The following is a 20032-nucleotide window of genomic DNA, read 5'->3' as shown; positions in this document are numbered from 1 at the left end:
TCTGTAGAGCCGAGCCATGCTCGGCTGAGGACTCGCGCGTACGGCAGCCGAGCATGGGCTCGGCTCTACAACGGGAGCCTGCTTTTGATCTTTTGATTATCTTCCGTGGCTGCCGCGCGCAGGAAACCACGAGAGGCCGGGCGGGTAGGTTGCGCAGGGGCGTGAGCCGCATGGATGCGGCGACCGAGCTTACAGGGACGTACTTGCAGCGTCCCCTGCGCGGCCTACCCGCCCGGCCCAGCCGCGGATCCCGCTCCGACGACCAACCCAGCCACGAGGGGCTCCGCCGTTGGCTGGAACCCATCATTCCACCCGGGAATTGGCGCCCGGGCCCCGCTGGGCCTACCATCGGCGGTCCCCACCCCCACCGCCCCTTCCATGTCCGCTCCCGCTTCCGCCGCCCCGCGCCGCTGGTTCGTCGCTGGCGACTTCAATGGCTTCTTCGGCCTGGTCGTCGACAACCTGTCCATCCTCGGCTTCATCGCCATGGCCCTGGTCGGCATGTTCCAGTTCCCCGCCGACGTGGTGTTCGGCCGCATGTTCCCCGGTACCGCCTTCGGCGTGCTGGTCGGCAACCTGCTGTACACCCTGATGGCGCGCCGCCTGGCCGCGCGCACCGGCCGCGACGATGTCACCGCCATGCCGCTGGGCCTGGACGCGCCCACCAGCATCGGCATGGCCCTGCTGGTGCTGGGCCCGGCGTTCCTGGCCTTCAAGCAGCAGGGAATGGATCCGCACGCCGCCGCCATCGCCACCTGGCAGCTGGGCATGGCCTCGCTGGTCATCATGGGCGTGCTGAAGCTGATCCTGTCCTTCTTCGGTGAAGCGGTGACCCGCGCGCTGCCGCGTGCGGCGCTGCTGGGCTCCATCGCCGGCATCGCGCTGGTGCTGATGGGCCTGCTGCCGCTGCTGGAAACCCTGCGTTCGCCGCTGGTGGGCTTCACCACGCTGGGCCTGCTGCTGTACGTGCTGATCGCCAAGGGCAAGCTGCCGGTGCGCGGCCCGGGCGTACTGCTGGCCTTCGTGTTCGGCACCGTGCTGTATTACGGGCTGGGCCTGGCCGGGCTGGGTGTGCCGGGCTTTGCCATTCCGGCCTGGGTACCGCCGCAGGTGGTGCTGCCGCTGCCCACGCTGGGCTTCATCGACGGCCTGCCGACGGCCATGACCTACCTGCCGCTGCTGCTGCCGTTCGGCCTGCTGATGGTGGTGGGCGGCATCAACGTGTCCGAGAGCGCGCGCGCGGCCGGCGATGACTACCGCACCCGCGACATCCTGCTGGTGGAAGCCTTTGCCACCCTGGTGGCCGGCGTCTGCGGCGGCGTGGCGCAGACCACGCCGTACATCGGCCAGCCGGCGTACAAGCACATGGGCGCGCGCAGCGGCTACACCCTGCTGACCGGCCTGTTCGTCGGCATCGGCGGTATGCTGGGCATCATCTCCGGGCTGGTGCAGTGGCTGCCGCTGGCCGTGCTGGCGCCGATCATCGTGTACGTGTCGATCGACATCACCACCCAGGCCTTCCAGGCCACCCCGCGCCAGCATGCCGGTGCGATGGTGCTCGGCTTCCTGCCGTCGGCGGCCTATCTGCTGGCGATCAAGGCACCGGGTTGGATTCCGGCCGAAACGCTGGGTGCCATGCTCACCACTGTCGATGGCCACGGTCTGCCGGAACTGGCGGTGATCTTCACTCTGGGCAATGGCTTCATCATCACCTCCATGCTGTGGATCGCCACCGTCGCGGCCATGGTCGATGGGCGCCTGCGCCGTGCCTGCGGCTTCCTGCTGGTGGCGGCAGCGCTGACCCTGTTCGGCCTGATCCATTCGGTGGATCCGCGCGGTGGCATCTACCTGCCCTGGAACCTGGAGGGTCTGGCCCGCGTGATCAGCTGGCAGTTCGCCGGGGCCTACGTGGCGCTGGCCCTGCTGCTGGGCCTGTTGTCGCTGCAGAAGCAGCCGGTGAAGCCGTTGGCTGACGCCCGACATTGAATGCGGACGCCGGGCTACGCCCGGCGTCAGGTGGCCCCGTCCAGCTCGGGGTAATGGCGGAAGATGCCGTTGGTGTTGAACGCCAGCCGTCGCTCCGAGGCCAGATAGGCGGCGATGTTCGACCGCTTCGCCACTCGCTCCTGCAGCGCCCGCAGCAGGGGCAGGGTGGGCGCCAGGGCCTGCATGCGCTTTGGGAACATGTAGTCCAGCCCGCTGAGCAACTGGAACAGCGAGAGATCCACATACGAGTGCTCGCGCAGCGGGTGGCGGCCACCGTTGGCTTCGATCACCTGTTCGAAGTAGCCGAGGAATTTCGGTAGGCGCTCGCTTCGCGTTGCCTTCGCGCGCGCCTTGGCTTCCGCTTTCTGGTCTTCGTAATACTTTGATGCAGCGATTGGATGATGGGTGTCGTGCACTTCGGCGACGAGGTCGGCAATCGTCAACTGCAGCTGCAGGGCCTGCATCCGTCGCGAAGCGGACTGCGGTACCAGATCCAAGGTGGGGCCGAGAAAGTCCAGAATCGCCGAGACCTGCGCGATCACTTGCCGGCCCGCCTTCAGGAACGGTGGGGCAAATGGCTGGCCGCCCTCGGCTTGGCCGTGCAGGAAAGGTTCCATCACCGCATCGCCGTGGGTGCGTGCCATGTCCTCGTACGCGGCACCGGCATCTTCCAATACCAGCCGCACGAACTCGCCCCGGCCCTGGATGCCGGTCCAGTAATACAACGCGTAGTGCATGTCCATCTCCGCGAAGAATTGTCAGCAGACTCGCGCGTTGCACGCAAAGCAGGCGTGAGCATGGCGTTCATGCCAAGCACAACACAGGCCAAACAGCGTGGGAACCGCGTGTAGTGAAGCGGGTCATACTCGGGTCGTGCACGTGAAAAGCGAGGTACTGCATCATGCAGAAGAGTGGGAAGGCCGTTTGGCCCTGGGTACTGGGCGTAGTAGTGGTGGGTGGCGCGGGCGCTTGGTTGTTCCGCGACCAGTGGCAGGGGCTGGCAGACCAGGTGCATGTGCCTGCGCAGCCAACGCCCGCTGCAACCGCGGCGCCGCCGCCGATGGCGGCCAAGGAAACCGCGCCTTCCACGCCGAAGATCCAGCACCCGCTGGATACCGATGCTGCTGCAGATCCGGCACTGCCGAAGATGGACGACAGCGATACGGCGGCATGGTCCGCGCTGCGCGGTCTCTTCCAGAGCGAAGACACACTGGCGCTGTTGCTGCGTGATCACGTGATCCAGCGTCTGGTGAGCCATGTCGACAATCTGGACAAGGCCAGTGCTCCGCCATCGGCACTGGCGACGCGCCCGCTGGCCGGTGCCCTGCAGGTGGAAGCGGGCGAGGGCGGCGAGCACATCGCGGCCGCCAATGCCGCCCGCTACGCCCCCTACGTGCAGGCCTTTACCGCCGTAGATCCCGCAGCAGCAGCGAAGGCCTACGTGCGCTTCTATCCGCTCATCCAGCAGGCATATGTTGAATCGGGCCATCCGCAGGGGTACTTCAATGACCGCCTGGTGGCGGTGATCGATCACCTGCTGGACACGCCCGAGCCTGCGCGTCCGTTGGCCGTGCAGCGCGACGAGCGTGGCCGGTATCGCTTCGTCGATCCCGCGCTGCAGTCGCGCTCGGTGGGGCAGAAGCTGCTGCTGCGCATGAGTGCCGAGCAAGCACAGGCGGTGAAGCAGACGTTGCGGCAGATCCGCGCGGCGATCACCCGCGGTGTGTAGCGCACGCAGTCACGTGCAACGGTCGACGTGCTAGGGTTATGCACTGGGTAGACAGGAGTAACCTTGATGCGCACCACCGTGCTGGCGCTCGGCGCCATCCTCGCATCGTTCACGGCGGCGGCTGCCGACGTGGCCAATGGCGATGTGAACGATCCCTATGGCTACACGGCCAACGTGCAGCATGCGCGCCTTGCGGCCCTGCAGGCCATGGGCCAGGGAAAGGGTGCCAAGGGGCGCTTGGGCGCCGCAGGCTACTACCGTGTACGTGGTGAGCTGGACAATTCCAGTCGCGCGGCTCGTCAATGCCTGGAGGGCGTGGCCAGCGAACCTGCCGATTCGGTGAAGGGCGTGGCCTATCTGTGTTCGGCCACCCTGGCTGGCAATGCGCTGCTGCAGGGTGATATTGCCGGTTGGGCCCGGCAGATGCAGGACGTTCGTACCCGCCTGGACAGCGATATCCTGCCCATGCTGAAAGATGCGCCGAGCACGGTGCGCGTGGCCAGCGTGAGCGAACCGACGTTCGACCGCTTCCTGCAGTGGCCGCGCAGCGCCGAACCGATTGCCGCGCCTGCAGCCGACGTGAGCGTGCCGATCCAGCTGCAGAACGAGCTGCCGACGATCACCCTGAAAGTGAAGACCGCTGCCGGCGAACGCGACCTGCGCGTGCACGTGGACACCGGCGCGGCACGCTCGCGCATCGGCCGCACCCTGGCCGCGGAACTGGGTCTGGCCTTGACCGAGGGCTTCACCGTCGCCGACGCCACTGGCGATGCGCTGTTTGCGTTGGCCGCGCCGATGGATCTGGACATTGGAGGACTGGCGGTGCGCCAGGTGTCCTTCGTGGTGCTGGGGCAGGACGATCTGCCGCGCATCGGCCTGGACGTACTGCGCGCGCTGGGCCGGGTGCGCATCGACAAGGACGCGCTGGTGGTGCAGGCCGCGTCCAGCAAGGTGCCCTGCACGCGGCGCATGGCCACTGTCTCATCGCTCACCGGCGATGATTACCAGCTGCGCTATCCGATCCGCGCCGGCAAGGACAGCATCCTGGTGCAGCTGGATACCGGCTTCAACGGTGCATTCATGGCCAGCGGCATTCCGCCAACGGCGCCGCCGCCGGCGGCCGTGCAGCGCAGGAACATCATCACCACCAATGGCGCGCGCGATCTGAAGTACGCCGGTGCCACCACGCCGGTGATGATTGGCGATGAAGTGTTGAACCTGCCAGTGGACCTGGCCCTGGAGCCGGGGCGCCTGTTCAATCCGGACTGGCAGGCAGGCTTTGCGACCACCCAGCGCTACAGCCTGTATCTGGACGTGGCCGGTACCTTTGGCTGCCCGGTACCGGTGCCGCAGGCGGCGCCGCTGCTGCCGCCGCGCGGCTCCTGATTGGGCCGTCTTTACAGCGCCTGCAGGAAGGTTTCCAGATCCTGCAGGTCCTGCCGGCTCAGCCCACGCGGGCGCAGCAGCGGGTCCGGCTGCGGAAACGGTGGCGCATCATCGGCCAGATCGGTTGGCGCGCGTGGCCGGCCACCGCCCACGTTGTAGAACGCCAGCACGCCGGAAAGGCGCGGGATCAACCCGTTGTGCATGTACGGCGCGGTGTTTGCCACGCCCCGCAGCGATGGCGTGCGGAAGCGACCGCTGTCGGCCGGAACACCGGTGACCTCGTAGCGCCCCAGATCCTGCCGCGGGCGACCGTGGAAGTGCAGGCCAAGATTGTGGAAACCGTTGTCGGTCAGCGCCGCGCCGCTGTGGCAGTTCATGCAGCCTGCCTGGGTGCGGAACAGGTGCAGGCCGCGCAGCTGCGCATCGTCCAATGCACGCGCATTGCCGCGCAGGAAGCGATCAAAGCGGCTGTTGCGCGGTGACAGACTGCGCTGGAACGCAGCAATGGCCTGGCCCAGCTGCTGCGCGTCGATGCGCGGCTGTTCGAACACCGCGGCGAACTCGCTGCGATAGCGGGCATCGCGGCGCAGGCGGCGCACCGCTCCATTCACGCTGAAGCCCATTTCCACCGGGTCGGCAATCGGGCCCAGTGCCTGCGCTTCCAGCGTGGCGGCGCGCCCATCCCAGAACAACGGCGCCACGTGCGCACTGGCCAGCACGCTGGGGGCGTTGCGGCGTCCGGCCTGGCGGTCGTGGCCGAACGAGACGCGGCGGCCATCGGCCCAGCCCAGGTCCGGATCGTGGCAACTGGCGCAGGCCAACTGCCGGGAACGTGACAACACCGGATCGAAGAACAGGCGCCGGCCCAGTTCCACCTTGGCCGGCGTGGACGGGTTGTCTGCCGGGTCCACCGGCACCGGCAGCGGCGCCAGTTCCTGCCAGGTGACGCCCGGTTCGACATCCGGCGCTGGCCATTGCGCTGCCGGGCCGCCGTAGAGCGCGCGCAGGCAGGCCGCGTCCGGGCGTGCGGGCAGCGGGTCGGGGCAGGGTGTGTCGCGCGCGGGCGCAGGCCCGCCCGGGCCGCCCAGCAACAGGGCGGCGACGGGCAGGATCACGCGCAGATAGTGCATGCGTTGCATCGGCAGTGGCCCGGCACGGGGGCCGGGTCGTCACTTCAGAACGAATAGCCCATTTCCAGCCAGAAGCTGCGGCCGGGTTCGAAGTACATGGTGCCGGCGGCCGCACCGCTGGCCGTGGTCAGGTTGCTGCGGTTGAGTACGTTCTGCACTTCCACCCGCACATAGGCTTCCTGCTCGCGCGGCAGGGCCCGGCGGTATTCCAGGTTGGCATCCCAGGTCCAGCTGCCGGAGAAGCGGCGCGTGGTGAGGTTGCGTACGCTTTCGCCGTCGATGATCTCCAGAGCCCCCTGCGTAGTACCTTCGAAGCCCGCGCGGTAGCGGAAGAAGTTGTTCCAGCTCAGGCCCCAGGCCGGAATGTCGGTGCGGGTGCTCAGGCGTGCGCTCCACGGCCGCAGGTACTGGGTGGCGGGCAGTTCATAGCGGTACATCAGCTTGCCATCCAAGCGCACGCGTTCGAACAGGTCCAGGGTGTCTTCGTAGCTGTTGTAGTTGCGGTTCACATCGGTGTGGTCGGCCGAAAGCTGGAAGCTGTTGCGGGTGCCGGCAAACTCCCACGGGCGCTGCGGGCTGACCGACAGCGTCCAGGTCTGCGAATCGCTGCGGCCTTCGTTGGTGTACTCGAAGGTATTGAGGTTGTAGAGGTCGCGGTCCGGGCTGTCGACCTTGCGGCGCAGGATGTCCTTGCGGCTGCTGCGGTCCACGTACTTCAGGTGGAACTGCAGGCCGAACGCCTGCTGGTCCACGCCCAGGGTCCATTCGTCGGTGTAGGGTGAATCGACATCGCTCAGGCGGTTGGTGGCCACGTTGCGGGTGCTCTTGGCATCCTCCCAGCGGGTGCTCGCGCTGGTGCGGTCCAGCGTGTCGCGCAGGCGCTCGCGGCCATCGCGCAGCAGGTAGCTGTAGAAGCTGCGCCCGAAGTAGCGGTTCACGCCGGCGTTGATGACCGTACGCTGGTCACCCAGCACGTCCCACGACGCGGCCAGTCGTGGTGACATGTTGGTCTGCTTCCATAGGTTGTTGCGGTCCAGGCGCAGGCCGGGACGGATGTTCCAGTTGCCGATGCGGATCTCGTCCTGCAGCCAGGCTTCGTACTCTTCGCCGCTCACTTCGAACTGGCCGGCATGGAACAGGAACATGCGCTTGAAGTACTGGCCGGTGCCGCCGCTGCGGGTCGGCGACAGTGAGCAGCTGAAGTCATCCACGGTGCCGTCGGACAGCGTGCAGCTGCGAGTGGTGGCGGTGTTCAGCAGAACCTGGTGGTCGTTCAGGCGCTGGTAGTCGCCATCGCGGCGCTGCACGCCGGCACCGAACTGCAGGGTGTGTTCACTGCTGCCCAGCTGCAGCGGTTCGCGGTGTGCCACGAAACGATAGCCGATGCGGCGGTCGTGCTGGTCGATGTTGCCCCAGCTGCCTTCGGTGCTGATGCCCGACGTGCCCCAGTCGAAGTCGTCGGAGATCAGCCAGTTGCGCATGTAGTCCAGGTCGCCACGGCGGCTGGTTTCCACGTCGCTGTAGTTCAGGGTGTTGCGCAGGGTCCAGGCCGTGCCGGTCCAGTTCGCACGCAGGCTGGCGGTGGGGCCGCCGGACTTGATGCTGAAGTACGAATCGCGCGAGTTGGAAATGAAGTAGACATCGTCGGTGGGCGCGTAGGACAGGTTGGCGCCAAGCTGCAGGCCTTCGCCATTGCTCCAGTCCAGGGCCACCGTGGCACTGGTGTTCTCACGCGTCTGGGTGCGGGTGTTGACGTCCGCGCCGGTGGTTTCGCGGCCGCCGGCGTAAGCACGCAGCGGGATCTCCGAGCGCGTGCGGGTGAAGGTGCCGATGATGCCCAGACCACCGCGCGTGCGTCCTTCCAGCCGCGCGCCGACGCGGTACTTGTCGTACTGCGGCTGGTATTTGTAGGTGTCCGATTCCTCGAACTCCTCCTGCTGCGCGTCGTTGGCGATGATGCTGTCCCAGGCCGAACGGGCCATGCGGAACCAGACCTTGCCGTGCAGGCCGTCGGTTGCAGAGCGGCTGCGCGCATCCACGACGCCGCCCAGGAAGTGGCCGAACGAGGCCGGCACGTTGGCGTCGTAGACGGTCAGCGATTCCAGCAGGTCCACATCCACGGCGATGCCCTGCGCGCCGCCGGGCACATCGAAGTTGTGGGCGGGGTTGCCGTTGTCAGGCGTGTCGGCCGGATCGATATCGTTGTTGATCGTGGCGCCATCGAGCAGGAACAGGTTCTGGTAGTACGGCGCGCCATTGATGCTGAAATCATCGGGGCGGATCTCGCCCATGTTGCGGCTGCTGCGGTTGGTATCGCTGAACTGCACCGCCGGGTTGCTGCGCAGGGCCGTGGCGATGTCCCCGTTGCCCTTCACCTGCGCATCCAGCGCATCGGCATCCAGGGTGACGCCCTGGCCGAAGGGCAGCGCCTGTGGCAGCGCGACCTTGCCATCGGACGCCCCCACGCGCAGCGGCTGCGTCTGCCGCGTGGTCTGCGCGCCCTGCAGCGTGTAGCTGCCATCGGCGCGGCGCACTGCACGCAGGCCGGTACCCTGCAGCAGCGTACTGAAGCCTGCATCCACGCCCGCGGCCGGATCGACCACGGGCGCGGTGCGGCCCTGGGTCAGCGCCGGATCGAAGGACAGGGCAACGCCATGCTGGGCGGCAAAGGCGCTCAGCGCACTGCCCAGCGATGCCGTGGCCGGCGCGTTGGCGGGTTGCCCGGCGGGCGCGGTCTGGGCGAAGGCGGGCGTGGCAGCCAAGGCGATGGCCAGCAGGCTGTAGCGGAAACGGGTCGGGATCACAGGCATGGAGGGAGCCGGCAGAAGAAGGATTCACTTCCTCTGCCACGCAGGATCGAAAAAAGTGTCACCGCGGCGTGGCAGCCGCGCGCACGCGCACCGTCAGGCCCTGATCGATGCGCAGCGGATAGGTGGCGGCCAGCATCGACAGGCTGCGCGGCAGGTCGTCCAGCGGGAACGCGCCGGAGACTGGCAGGCGCGCCACATCGTCATCCACCCGCAGCCAACGCCGGTGGTAGCGGCCCAGTTCCTGCAGCAGCGCCTGCAGCGGCAGGCTGTCGGCCACCAGCATGCCGTGCAGCCACGCGTCGCTGCCGGGCGCAGCGGCCTGTGGTGCGCCCGGGCCGGCGTCCCCCCAGCGCAGCTGCTGGCCGGCGGCAACGCGCTGGCTGGCACCGGCGGCGGTGGTCACCTGCACCGCGCCTTCCTGCACCACCAGCAGGGTGGCATCGTCGAACAGGCGCACGTTGAAGCGGGTGCCCAGCGCCTGCAGCATTCCCTGCGCGGTGGCGACGCGGAACGGCCGCGCGGGGCGGTGTGGATCGGGTGCGGTGTCGACATGGATCTCGCCACGGCGCAGCCGCAGCAGGCGCTGCTGGCCGTCGAAGGCGATATCGACGGCGCTGGCCGTGGCCAGGTGCAGCACGCTGCCGTCGTCCAGCACGCGGCGCAGGCGTTCGCCCACGGCGGTGCGCACGCTGGCATCCCAGGCGGCTTCGTCATACAACCGCCAGGCCAACCAGCCGCCCAGCGGCGCCACCAGCAGCGCGGCCACGCTGCGCAGCACCGCGCGACGGCCAGCCGAAGCCGGGCGCTGCAACGCCTCGTGGGCCAGCGTGGGCGGTACCTGTGCGCTGAGCGCCAGCAGGCGTTCGGCGCGTTGCCAGGCGCGTGCATGCTCGGGGGCGGCATCGTGCCAGCGTTGCCATTGCGCGCGTTGTGCCGCGCTGCCGTCGTCGTGCAGGCGCATCAGCCAGTCGGCAGCCTGTTCCAGCACCCGTGGGGACAGCGCCGCGCCGTCGCCCGGCTCAGGGCGCATGCGCCAGGCAGCCCAGCAGGGCCCGCTTCATATGGCGCTTCACCGTGGACAGTGACAGCCCGAGACGTTCGGCGATGGCGTCGTAGCGCAGGCCATCGAACTGCGCCAGCAGGAACACGCGCCGCGCCATCGCCGGCAGGCCGTCCAGCATGGCGTCGATCTGCTGCAGCGCTTCGCGTACCAGCGCCTGTTCCTCCAGCGAGGGCAGGGCGGGTTCGGGGAACTGTGCCAGGTACTCCAGATAGGCGCGCTCCAGCGCCTGCCGGCGGAACCAGTTGGCGGCCAGCCCGCGCGCCACCGTGGTGAGGAAGGCGCGCGGTTCGCGCAGTGCGGCCAGATCGCGATCCAGCAGCAGGCGCGCGAACGTATCCTGGGCCAGATCATCGGCCACATCGCGGTTGCCCACGCGCCCGCTCAGCCAGCCGCGCAGCCACCGGTGGTGGTCGCGGTACAGCGTGGCCAGGTGCGGGTGGGAAGCGTGCATGCGTAGGGCGCCGATGCGCACGAATCGAAATGAGAATGATTCGCAAGTATGGCATCGGCGGGCCAGCCTTGCCAGTCCCTGCCCGCTGATTGCGCTGGATCAACGCGCCGCCCACGGGCACGGGCGCATGCTTGCCGCAGCCTGACCGACCCCCCGGTGCAGTCGCAGCCACCCTTGAAACGCGTTGGCGCAACCGCATCTTCCCTGCATCGCCGGCGCGGGCCGGCTCTGTAACCGATGAGGATTCGCAATGCGGATGGACAAGCTCACCTCGCGTTTCCAGCAGGCGCTGGCAGACGCACAGTCGCTGGCCGTGGGCCGCGACAACAGCATCATCGAACCGGTTCACCTGTTCAGCGCGCTGCTGGACCAGCAGGGCGGCAGCACGCGGCCGTTGCTGGCCCAGGCCGGCGTGAACGTGCCGGTGCTGCGCGAGCGCCTGACCGAGGCGCTGGATGCACTGCCGAAGGTATCCGGGCAGGCCGGCAACGTGTCGCTGGGCAATGACCTGGGGCGCCTGCTCAACCACACCGACAAGCTGGCCCAGCAGAATGGCGATGCCTTCATCGCCAGCGAATGGTTCGTGCTGGCCGCGCTGGAAGACGGCGGCACGCTGGGCATGGCGCTGCGCGCCGCCGGCGCCGACAAGCCCCGCCTGCAGGCGGCCATCGACAAGCTGCGTGGCGGCGAGAACGTGCAGTCGGAAAACGCCGAAGAGCAGCGCCAGGCGCTGGAGAAGTACACCATCGACCTGACCGCGCGCGCCGAGAGTGGCAAGCTGGACCCGGTGATCGGCCGCGATGAAGAAATCCGCCGCACCATCCAGGTGCTGCAGCGCCGGACCAAGAACAACCCGGTGCTGATCGGCGAACCCGGCGTGGGCAAGACCGCGATTGTCGAAGGCTTGGCCCAGCGCATCGTCAACGACGAAGTGCCCGAGGGCCTGCGCGGCAAGCGCGTGCTGTCGCTGGACATGGGCGCGCTGATTGCCGGCGCCAAGTTCCGCGGTGAGTTCGAGGAACGCCTGAAGGGCGTGCTGAACGACCTGGCCAAGAGCGAAGGCCAGATCATCCTGTTCATCGACGAACTGCACACCATGGTCGGCGCCGGCAAGGCCGACGGTGCGATGGATGCCGGCAACATGCTGAAGCCGGCGCTGGCGCGTGGCGAACTGCATTGCGTGGGTGCCACCACGCTGGACGAGTACCGCAAGTACATCGAGAAGGACGCCGCGCTGGAGCGCCGTTTCCAGAAGGTGTTCGTGGGCGAGCCGACGGTGGAGGACACGATCGCGATCCTGCGTGGCCTGAAGGAAAAGTACGCCGTACACCATGGCGTGGAGATCACCGATCCGGCCATCGTCGCCGCGGCCACCCTGTCCAACCGCTACATCACCGACCGCCAGCTGCCCGACAAGGCCATCGACCTGATGGACGAGGCTGCTTCGCGCCTGCGCATGGAGATTGATTCCAAGCCGGAAGAACTGGATCGTCTGGAACGTCGCTTGATCCAGCTGAAGATCCAGCGCGAGATGCTGAAGAAGGAAAAAGACGATGCTTCGCGGCAGCGCCTGGCCGATCTGGAGAATGACATTGATGGCCTGGAGCGCGAGTTCTCCGATCTGAACGAAATCTGGAAGTCGGAAAAGGCCGCCCTGCAGGGCGCGACCAAGATCAAGGAACAGGTGGAGCAGGCCAAGCTGGACCTGGAAGCTGCCCAGCGCCGCCAGGATTTCGCGCGCATGAGCGAGATCCAGTACGGCCTGCTGCCGCAGTTGGAAAAGCAGCTGGCCGCTGCCCAGGAAGCCGAGAGCAACGACTTCAAGCTGGTGCAGGACCGGGTGACCGACGAGGAAATCGCCGAGGTGGTTTCGCGCTGGACCGGCATTCCGGTGAACAAGATGCTGGAAGGCGAGCGCGACAAGCTGCTGCGCATGGAAGAGGTGCTGCACAACCGCGTGGTCGGCCAGGAAGAAGCGATCAAGGTCGTTTCCGATGCCGTGCGCCGCTCGCGTGCCGGGCTGTCCGACCCGAACCGGCCGGCCGGCTCGTTCCTGTTCCTGGGCCCGACCGGCGTGGGCAAGACCGAGCTGTGCAAGTCGCTGGCCGAGTTCCTGTTCGACAGTGCCGACGCGATGATCCGCATCGACATGAGCGAGTTCATGGAAAAGCACAGCGTGGCGCGGCTGATCGGTGCGCCCCCGGGCTACGTGGGCTATGAAGAGGGTGGCTATCTGACCGAGGCCGTGCGCCGTCGCCCGTACTCGCTGATCCTGCTGGACGAGGTGGAAAAGGCACACACCGATGTCTTCAACATCCTGCTGCAGGTGCTGGACGATGGTCGCCTGACCGACGGCCAAGGCCGCACCGTGGACTTCCGCAACACCGTCATCGTGATGACCTCGAACCTGGGCTCGCACCAGATCCAGGACATGAGCGGTGACGACAGCCCGGAGACCTATACGCAGATGAAGGCCGCGGTGATGGGCGTGGTGCAGGCGCACTTCCGTCCGGAGTTCATCAACCGCCTGGACGACATCGTGGTGTTCCACCCGCTGGACAAGCAGCAGATCAAGCAGATCGCGCGCATCCAGATGCGTGGCCTGGAAAAGCGCTTGGCCGAGCGCGGGCTGAAGCTGGTGGTGTCCGATGCGGCGTTCGACCTGCTGGGCAACGTGGGCTTCGACCCGGTGTATGGTGCGCGGCCGTTGAAGCGTGCCATCCAGTCGCAGCTGGAGAATCCGCTGGCGCAGAAGATCCTGTCCGGTGCGTTCGCCAACGGCGATACCATCGAGGTAGGCAACGATGGCGGCCAGCTGGTGTTTGCCAAGGCCTGATGCAGTCGTGTGCGTCCCCGCCTACCGGCGGGGGCGTACCGGGCGGTAACGCCCGTTGTCGCCGACACCGCTGCTGCGGGTGTCTACGTTGGCGCAGAGTTGTTCTTTGCCACACAGCACCACGTCGGCGCGGTTATAGGCGCGCAGCAGCTGGGCCTCGACCTGGTTGCGCTTGATCTCTGTCGTGTAGCGATCGCCCAGCCACACCGCTCCGGCCAACAAGGTGGTGCCGCTGGCCAAGGCGATGGTCACACTTTTCCACAAAACACCGCGCGAGGTGAGTTGCAGGCGCTTAACCTCCGCAGCCAGCGCGTCGGTGCTGCGGCCAAGATGCTCTGCTGAGGCGGTCAGTTGCTGCTCGTAAGCGCCCATGGGGGCGAGCAGGGCGTGCTTGACGGCGGCGCTGCCCTCGCGGGTCAATCCAGCAATGGCGTTGTCCGCGCTGCGGCGGAACTGCTGTGGCAACGACTGCGTGAGGCCATTCAGTGCGGCCGATAGATGTGACTGCTGCTGGGCCATTTCCGTGCAGATCCGCTGGTAGCGTTCCATCAGCACGGCGGTCTTGCTGATCAGTTCCTCAAGCTCACGCTCATCCATGGTCCTGTCTCCATTGCATCAACGACGCATGGCGGCCGTCTGCGTTTCCTGTTGCAGGCTGTGCTGGCGTGCCTGTTCCTGGGCGTGCTCGCGCGCTGCGTCTTCCGCGTTCACCTGATTGCGCGCCTGCTGGTTCAGTGCCTGGCCGCCCTCACCGGTGGAGATCTGCTGGTTGAGGATCTTGAAGCGCTCAGGGTCTGCGTTGAGCAGCTCGTCCAGGCGTTGGCCCAAGGGGGATGCCGTCTGGAACGCGGGACGCTCGCGCTGCGGCCCGCCGTGGGAGCCGGGCGCATTGCGGTGTTCGGCTGGGTTGAAAGGATGCGCGGCGCGCCTTGCCGCCTCAGCCTGGCGCTCTGCGTAGGCGCCGGGTTCGTCCGGGCCACGAAGCGTGTCCACGGCGTCCAGCACCAGACCGGGCGTGCCACGGGCAATCACGGTTGCGATGGCGCGTAGCTGGTGAATGCTGGTGCGGTAGGCGTCGACCCGGCGCTGATCCTCGGGATCTGTGATCCGCGCTGAAGGGTCATCCAGCACGGACTTGATTTCCACCCCATTCTCGACGCGATCGACAAAGTGCTTCATGCGGTGCGAATCGGACAGCGCGATGGCAGGCAGCGGAGCTCGGGTTGCGGCGGTGAGTACTCCAGGCAGGCGGGAAGCGAGCTCTGCGCCGCGCAGGGTGGCCAGTTCGCCCGGCAAGGCATACATCTCGACGCTGCCGTAGTGCTTGCCGGCCGCGCTGACGAAGTCGCCGGCCGTGACATGGTTGACGAAGGTGGCCGCATGCGCCGGCTGGCCGCTGGGAATGCGATAGCCCAGGCTGGCCGCGCCGTACGGGTTGAATGCTTCGCCCGGTAGATTGTGGTGATGGGCAGTGACCTGCGCCATGCCGCCACCGAGCGAATGCCCAGTGACCGAAAGCTGGGTGCCATCGCGCTCGGCCATGACCTTGCCCTGTCGGGTCAGTTCCAATGCGTCCTTGAGCTGCGCATTGAAGCGCGTGGTGACCATGCCGAGGTCTACGACACCATCCTTCAGCAGCTCGCGGTCGAATTCGGTGCCGCGGTGGGCTACGACGTAGTCGCCTGTCCTCACGCTTCTGTAGATGGAGCCTTGGTAACCACTTGGCGTGTCGAGGTGACCAACAATTTCGAATTTCTCACCTCCGGCCTCAACCCGAGGCGGGCTGCCGTCCGGAGTGGGAGCTGGCGCGCTGTAGGTATGCAATGAGAGATCAGCCGCAGCGTTCCTGCTCATGGTTGGGGTTTCCCTGAGCTAGTCGCTATGCTGTACGAGAAGAACTTGTCATGTTCCAGTGGAGATACTTTTTCGTCGAACATCTCTTGTGACCAATCCCTTGCTCGATAGACCTGACCGTCGTTCTTCCAGGGGCGGATGTCCTTCAGTGCGTACCTTGTAGCGGCTTCCTTCTTGTCGAGGGATGTAAGTATGGTGAAGTACGTGTAGGCCTTGGAAGCAGGGGTCTTGAGAACAGCTCCTACTGTCTGTACGGACCATCGGCACTTTCCACGTCCGTAGTAGTCCTCTTCCAGCATGCCGTCGTTGAAGAGAACTCCCGAGTACTCGCGCTTTCCCGTCCGCTTGATTGGAATCTCCAAGGTGTGCGTGTCCGGTTCATAGCGGACGCCTTCGAAATTCTCGATGGGCGGAAGGCAGTCCTCATTCTCAATCGCGTAGGTCACTGATGCCGAGGATGCGTACATGTCCTCCGGCGCATCATGCGTAGTAACCACCACCTCATACGCCTCTTTCGGCGAAGGATTGGCTTCATACGGTGGCGGCGCGCGTTCCTTGCTCCCGCATGCGCCCAGCAGCATCAGCAGGCTCAACAGCAGCAGGCGCCCAAATGAAACCCGGCACGTGCCGTCGGGGTGATCTTTGATCTCATCCATGCGACGCTCCATCACCGGGGGTTGTCCCAACGATAAGGCTGCGCAGGTGCACACTTCCGTTCTGCGCGCCGGCTGTCCCTGTTATGTGGCATCGATCTCAGTTCCATCGCAGGAATTCACGGGCTGCTGGACCATGGCCCTGCCGATTGCGTCACCCGCTGCTGCTGGCCTGCCGAAGCGCGTAATGCTATGGATGCCACTGGCGCTCGCCGGCCACTAGGTTTCCAAACCCCTGGAGAAGGAGTTCCACCCATGACATCCCGACTTGCCCTGTTGCGTCTCACCCTCGGCGCACTGCTGGCGCCTGCAGTGGCGCTGGCGGCCAACACCGAGCAGGCCCGCTTGCCAGCCATGCCCGGTTACGCACAGGCGCACCAGGACACCGATCCGCAGGGCAACCGGCTGGTCGAATACGTGCCGCAGGGCCAGACGGTGCAGGACTGGACCGACATGATCACCGTCAACACCGCCCCCCGCGCCGCCAACGCCACCCCGCGCGAGTTCCTGGGCATCATCGAAGCCGGCTGGAAGCTGGCCTGCCCCGATGCTCAGGCCAACTGGGTAAGCGAGGGCGAGGAGGAGGGCCGCCCCTTCGCGGTGCTAATGCTCGGTTGCCCGCGCAATCCCGGTACCGGCAAGCCGGAGTTCACCTGGATCAAGGGCATCCAGGGGCTGCAGGGCTTCCACACCGTGCAGAAGGCATTCCGCGCCGAACCCGAACCGACGGATGTGGTGACCTGGATGGGCTGGCTGCGCGACGTCGCCCTGTGCGGCAATGGCCAGGCCCCCGCCTGCGCACCCGACGCGCGCTGATAGCCAGCGGTACGGGCGTTATCACCATGCGGTCTCAGGAAGGTGCGCGCGCTGCCCTATGGTGGCGGTTTCCCGCCTGGAGGGTGTGCAATGAGCGATCCGCAGTGGCAACTGGAAACCCTGGCCGTGCATGGCGGCTACCGTCCTGACCCGACCACGCGTGCGGTGGCAGTGCCGATCTACCAGACCGTGGCCTATGCCTTCGATGACACCCAGCATGGCGCGGACCTGTTCGACCTGAAGGTGCCGGGCAACATCTACACGCGCATCATGAACCCCACCACCGATGTGCTGGAGCAGCGTCTGGCCGCGCTGGAGGGCGGCATCGGTGCGCTGGCCCTGGCCTCGGGCCAGGCGGCGATCGCCTATGCAATCCAGACCATCGCCGAGGCAGGCGACAACATCGTGGCGGCCAGTGCGCTGTACGGCGGCAGCCTGAACCTGCTGGCGCACACCCTGCCGCAGTACGGTATACAGGCGCGTTTCGCCGACCCGGCCGACCCGGCCGCGTTCGCCGCACTCATCGATGCGCGCACCAAGGCGGTGTTCGTCGAATCCATCGGCAACCCGCGCGGCAATGTCACCGACATCGCGGCCATTGCCGAGGTGGCACACGCCGCCGGCGTGCCGCTGATCGTCGACAACACCGTGGCCACGCCCTTCCTGCTGCGCCCGTTCGAGCACGGTGCCGACATCGTGGTGCATTCGCTCACCAAGTACCTGGGTGGCCACGGCAACAGCCTGGGCGGGGCGATCATCGATTCGGGGCGGTTCGACTGGGCCGCGCACGCGCAGCGCTTTCCGCGGCTGAACCAGCCCGACCCCAGCTACCACGGCGTGGTGTACACCGAAGCGCTCGGGCCGGCCGCCTATATCGGCCGTGCGCGGGTGGTGCCGTTGCGCAACACCGGCGCTGCGCTGTCACCGTTCAATGCCTTCCTGATCCTGCAGGGCATTGAAACACTGGCACTGCGCATGGAGCGGATCAACGCCAACGCGCTGGCCGTGGCGAAGTTCCTGAAGGCCCACGCCAAGGTGGCCTGGGTGCGCTATGCCGGCCTGCCTGACGACCCCGAACACGCTGCCGCGCAGCGCTATCTGGGCGGGCACGGTTCCGGCGTACTGACCTTCGGCCTGCCGGGCAGTCGCGCGGCAGGGGCGCGCTTCCTGGATGCATTGAAACTGTTCACCCGGCTGGTGAACCTGGGCGATGCCAAGTCGCTGGCCACCCACCCGGCCTCGACCACGCACCGTCAGCTGGATGCTGCAGAACTGGCGCGGGCCGGCGTGAGCGAGGATACGGTACGGCTGTCGATCGGCATCGAGCACATCGGCGATCTGCAGGCCGATCTGCAGCAGGCGCTGGACAGCGCCTGATAGCCGCACGCTTGGTCGTCATCGCCGAAGGCGATCACCACCGGTCGCGCGATGCGTTACGGTGGAACTGCCTCTCCAAGGCGTGGCAAACATGGAAATGCAGATCCCCGGCGGGTGCGGGCCCGCCGGGGATTTTTTGTTTCTGGGGTCAGATCCGTTTTCCGCAGGAAAACGGATCTGACCCCATGCGCCACCGTGTCGACCAAGGTCGACACCTACCCACGCCCGTTACACCACCGGAATGCTGTTCTGCCCCAGGTTCCGGTACGGCGGGGTGGACATGATCATTTCCGCCAGCGAATAGGCCAGCTCGCGCTCGGCCATCACCGTGCCGTCGGCGCCGTGTTCCAGCAGATGCTTCACTTCGGCATCGCTGTGCGCGCGTGCCAGCAGGGTCAGGTCGGGATTGATGGCGCGCAGCTTGGCCAGCGCTTCACCGGCTTCCAGCGGCTGCGGAATGGCCAGCACCGCGATCTTGGCGCGTTCGGGATGGGCCTCGGCCAGCACCCGGTCGGCGGCCGCACTGCCGCGGATCGCCGCCAGGCCCTTGGCATGCGCCTGCTCGACGTGTTCCTTGTTGTCATCGATCACCAGCACCGGCACGCCGCGGTCGCGCAGCACCTGGGCCAGCTCGCTGCCCACCCGGCCGTAGCCGATCACGATGGCGTGGTCATGCAGATCGCGCGAGGGGCCAATGGCCTCTTCCGGTTCCGCTGCCTGCGGCAGCTGCTCCTGCTTGGCCTGCCAGCGGTCCAGCAGGCCGAACACCAGTGGGTTCAGCATGATCGACACCAGCGCACCGGCCAGCACCAGCGACTGGCCTTCCTTGGGCAGGATCTGCAGCGCCACGCCCAGGCCGGCGATGATGAAGGCGAACTCGCCGATCTGCGCCAGGCTGGCCGAGATGGTCAGCGCGGTGCTGGTGGGGTGGCCGAAGGCGCGCACGATGAAGAATGCGGCGGCCGACTTGCCGAACATGATGATCGCCACCGTAGCCAGCACCTGCCAGGGGTGCTGCACGATGATGTTGGGGTCGAACAGCATGCCCACCGAGACGAAGAAGAGCACCGCGAAGGCGTCGCGCAGCGGCAGCGAATCGTGCGCCGCCTTGTGGCTGAGCTCCGATTCGTTCAACAGCATGCCGGCGAAGAAGGCGCCCAGGGCGAAGGACACGCCGAACAGCATGGCCGAGCCGAATGCCACGCCCAAGGCGATGGCCAGCACCGAGAGCGTGAACAGTTCGCGCGAACCGGTGCCGGCAATGCGTTCCAGGATCCACGGAATGACCCGGCGGCCGACCACCAGCATCACCGCCACGAACAGGCCCAGCTGCACGAACGTCCAGCCGATATCGGCCAGCACGCTGCCCAGGGTGTGGGTTTCCTTGGCGGCATCGGGGCCGAACACACCGGCCAGCACCGGCATCATCACCAGTGCCAGCACACAGGCCAGGTCTTCCACGATCAGCCAGCCGACGGCGATCTTGCCGCGCATGGTTTCCAGCAGGCGCCGCTCTTCCATGGCCCGCAGCAGCACCACGGTACTGGCGGTGGCCAGCGAGAAACCGAAGATGACCCCGTGCAGCGCCGGCCAGCCCATCAACCAGGCCACGCCCCAGCCGAGCAGGGTGGCCACGGCGATCTGGCCGATGGCACCGGGAATGGCGATGGCCTTGACCGCCATCAGGTCCTTCAGGGAAAAGTGCAGGCCGACGCCGAACATCAGCAGCATCACGCCCAGTTCGGCCAGCTGGTTGGCCAGGGCCTGGTCGGCCACGAAGCCGGGGGTGAACGGGCCGACGCAAACGCCAGCGACCAGATAGCCGACCAGAGGCGACAAGCGCAGCTTGTTGGCCAGGGCACCGAAAATGAAGGCGAGCCCCAGGCCAACGGCCACGATGTTGATCAGGTCGGTGTCATGGTGCATCGGCACTCGCAGGTA

The 20032-nt window shown here is 66.8% G+C and carries 15 protein-coding genes; 6 read left to right on the top strand and 9 right to left on the bottom strand.

Annotation, left to right across the window (positions count from 1 at the left end; translation table 11 throughout):
• Positions 1–378: 378 nt before the first annotated feature.
• The gene (locus C1932_RS15235) at positions 379–1986 is read left to right on the top strand and encodes a hypothetical protein (RefSeq protein ID WP_108762729.1); all 1608 of its coding nucleotides are present in this window, start codon (positions 379–381) and stop codon (positions 1984–1986) included.
• Positions 1987–2012: 26 nt separating this feature from the next.
• On the opposite strand, the gene C1932_RS15230 is transcribed toward C1932_RS15235, so the two are convergent.
• Complete coding sequence (locus tag C1932_RS15230; protein ID WP_108762728.1) at positions 2013–2723, bottom strand: glutathione S-transferase; 711 nt, start codon at positions 2721–2723, stop codon at positions 2013–2015.
• Between the two features lie 164 nt (positions 2724–2887).
• On the opposite strand from C1932_RS15230, the gene C1932_RS15225 reads away from it, so the two are divergent.
• Positions 2888–3715 carry a DUF3014 domain-containing protein gene (locus C1932_RS15225; RefSeq protein ID WP_108762727.1) on the top strand — a complete coding sequence of 276 codons (828 nt, stop codon included), beginning with the start codon at positions 2888–2890 and terminating at the stop codon, positions 3713–3715.
• A 66-nt stretch (positions 3716–3781) separates the two neighbouring features.
• Complete coding sequence (locus C1932_RS15220) at positions 3782–5101, top strand: retroviral-like aspartic protease family protein (protein WP_108762726.1); 1320 nt, start codon at positions 3782–3784, stop codon at positions 5099–5101.
• 11 nt (positions 5102–5112) lie between these two features.
• Here the strand turns inward: C1932_RS15220 and C1932_RS15215 are convergent, their stop codons facing one another.
• The 4 genes from C1932_RS15215 to C1932_RS15200 are packed head-to-tail and all read right to left on the bottom strand — an operon-like array spanning position 5113 to position 10555.
• Positions 5113–6231 (bottom strand): cytochrome c peroxidase, encoded by a 1119-nt coding sequence (locus tag C1932_RS15215; protein ID WP_199911968.1) that lies wholly within the window; start codon positions 6229–6231, stop codon positions 5113–5115.
• A 44-nt stretch (positions 6232–6275) separates the two neighbouring features.
• A complete protein-coding gene (locus C1932_RS15210) occupies positions 6276–9041 on the bottom strand; it encodes a TonB-dependent receptor plug domain-containing protein (protein WP_108762724.1) in 2766 nt (921 codons plus the stop codon).
• Positions 9042–9099: 58 nt separating this feature from the next.
• Entirely contained in the window at positions 9100–10071 is a 972-nt protein-coding gene (locus C1932_RS15205) for a FecR domain-containing protein (protein ID WP_108762723.1), read from the bottom strand.
• Positions 10061–10555 (bottom strand): sigma-70 family RNA polymerase sigma factor, encoded by a 495-nt coding sequence (locus C1932_RS15200; RefSeq protein ID WP_108763466.1) that lies wholly within the window; start codon positions 10553–10555, stop codon positions 10061–10063. Before C1932_RS15200 ends, C1932_RS15205 begins: the two co-directional genes overlap by 11 nt.
• A gap of 250 nt (positions 10556–10805) precedes the next feature.
• Here C1932_RS15200 and clpB point away from each other — a divergent pair, with 250 nt between their 5' ends.
• Entirely contained in the window at positions 10806–13391 is a 2586-nt protein-coding gene (clpB, locus tag C1932_RS15195) for an ATP-dependent chaperone ClpB (protein WP_108762722.1), read from the top strand.
• A gap of 21 nt (positions 13392–13412) precedes the next feature.
• Here the strand turns inward: clpB and C1932_RS15190 are convergent, their stop codons facing one another.
• The 3 genes from C1932_RS15190 to C1932_RS15180 are packed head-to-tail and all read right to left on the bottom strand — an operon-like array spanning position 13413 to position 15901.
• Positions 13413–13988, bottom strand: coding sequence for a hypothetical protein (locus tag C1932_RS15190; RefSeq protein WP_108762721.1), 576 nt, complete (start codon positions 13986–13988; stop codon positions 13413–13415).
• A gap of 18 nt (positions 13989–14006) precedes the next feature.
• Positions 14007–15245, bottom strand: a complete 1239-nt coding sequence (locus C1932_RS15185) for a hemolysin (protein WP_159094551.1) — start codon at positions 15243–15245, stop codon at positions 14007–14009.
• The gene (locus tag C1932_RS15180; RefSeq protein WP_108762719.1) at positions 15242–15901 is read right to left on the bottom strand and encodes a hypothetical protein; all 660 of its coding nucleotides are present in this window, start codon (positions 15899–15901) and stop codon (positions 15242–15244) included. The genes C1932_RS15185 and C1932_RS15180 overlap by 4 nt, the downstream gene beginning before the upstream one ends.
• A gap of 252 nt (positions 15902–16153) precedes the next feature.
• Between C1932_RS15180 and C1932_RS15175 the strand changes: the two genes are divergently transcribed.
• Both C1932_RS15175 and C1932_RS15170 read left to right on the top strand, forming a co-directional pair.
• Positions 16154–16714, top strand: coding sequence for a hypothetical protein (locus tag C1932_RS15175; protein WP_234412166.1), 561 nt, complete (start codon positions 16154–16156; stop codon positions 16712–16714).
• A 90-nt stretch (positions 16715–16804) separates the two neighbouring features.
• A complete protein-coding gene (locus C1932_RS15170) occupies positions 16805–18091 on the top strand; it encodes an aminotransferase class V-fold PLP-dependent enzyme (RefSeq protein WP_108762718.1) in 1287 nt (428 codons plus the stop codon).
• Between the two features lie 228 nt (positions 18092–18319).
• Here C1932_RS15170 and ybaL read toward each other — a convergent pair whose 3' ends face one another.
• Positions 18320–20017 carry a YbaL family putative K(+) efflux transporter gene (gene ybaL, locus C1932_RS15165; RefSeq protein ID WP_108762717.1) on the bottom strand — a complete coding sequence of 566 codons (1698 nt, stop codon included), beginning with the start codon at positions 20015–20017 and terminating at the stop codon, positions 18320–18322.
• Positions 20018–20032 lie beyond the last annotated feature (15 nt).

Origin of the sequence: Stenotrophomonas sp. YAU14D1_LEIMI4_1 (assembly GCF_003086815.1) — a bacterium.
GTDB lineage: Bacteria > Pseudomonadota > Gammaproteobacteria > Xanthomonadales > Xanthomonadaceae > Stenotrophomonas.
This window is presented reverse-complemented; position numbering and strand designations above follow the sequence as displayed.

Coding starts and splice junctions, on each gene's coding strand:
- C1932_RS15235 (WP_108762729.1), top strand. CDS start 379: ATGTCCGCTCCCGCTTCCGCCGCCCCGCGCCGCTGGTTCGTCGCTGGC.
- C1932_RS15230 (WP_108762728.1), bottom strand. CDS start 2,723: ATGCACTACGCGTTGTATTACTGGACCGGCATCCAGGGCCGGGGCGAG.
- C1932_RS15225 (WP_108762727.1), top strand. CDS start 2,888: ATGCAGAAGAGTGGGAAGGCCGTTTGGCCCTGGGTACTGGGCGTAGTA.
- C1932_RS15220 (WP_108762726.1), top strand. CDS start 3,782: ATGCGCACCACCGTGCTGGCGCTCGGCGCCATCCTCGCATCGTTCACG.
- C1932_RS15215 (WP_199911968.1), bottom strand. CDS start 6,231: ATGCACTATCTGCGCGTGATCCTGCCCGTCGCCGCCCTGTTGCTGGGC.
- C1932_RS15210 (WP_108762724.1), bottom strand. CDS start 9,041: ATGCCTGTGATCCCGACCCGTTTCCGCTACAGCCTGCTGGCCATCGCC.
- C1932_RS15205 (WP_108762723.1), bottom strand. CDS start 10,071: ATGCGCCCTGAGCCGGGCGACGGCGCGGCGCTGTCCCCACGGGTGCTG.
- C1932_RS15200 (WP_108763466.1), bottom strand. CDS start 10,555: ATGCACGCTTCCCACCCGCACCTGGCCACGCTGTACCGCGACCACCAC.
- clpB (WP_108762722.1), top strand. CDS start 10,806: ATGCGGATGGACAAGCTCACCTCGCGTTTCCAGCAGGCGCTGGCAGAC.
- C1932_RS15190 (WP_108762721.1), bottom strand. CDS start 13,988: ATGGATGAGCGTGAGCTTGAGGAACTGATCAGCAAGACCGCCGTGCTG.
- C1932_RS15185 (WP_159094551.1), bottom strand. CDS start 15,245: ATGAGCAGGAACGCTGCGGCTGATCTCTCATTGCATACCTACAGCGCG.
- C1932_RS15180 (WP_108762719.1), bottom strand. CDS start 15,901: ATGGATGAGATCAAAGATCACCCCGACGGCACGTGCCGGGTTTCATTT.
- C1932_RS15175 (WP_234412166.1), top strand. CDS start 16,154: ATGACATCCCGACTTGCCCTGTTGCGTCTCACCCTCGGCGCACTGCTG.
- C1932_RS15170 (WP_108762718.1), top strand. CDS start 16,805: ATGAGCGATCCGCAGTGGCAACTGGAAACCCTGGCCGTGCATGGCGGC.
- ybaL (WP_108762717.1), bottom strand. CDS start 20,017: ATGCACCATGACACCGACCTGATCAACATCGTGGCCGTTGGCCTGGGG.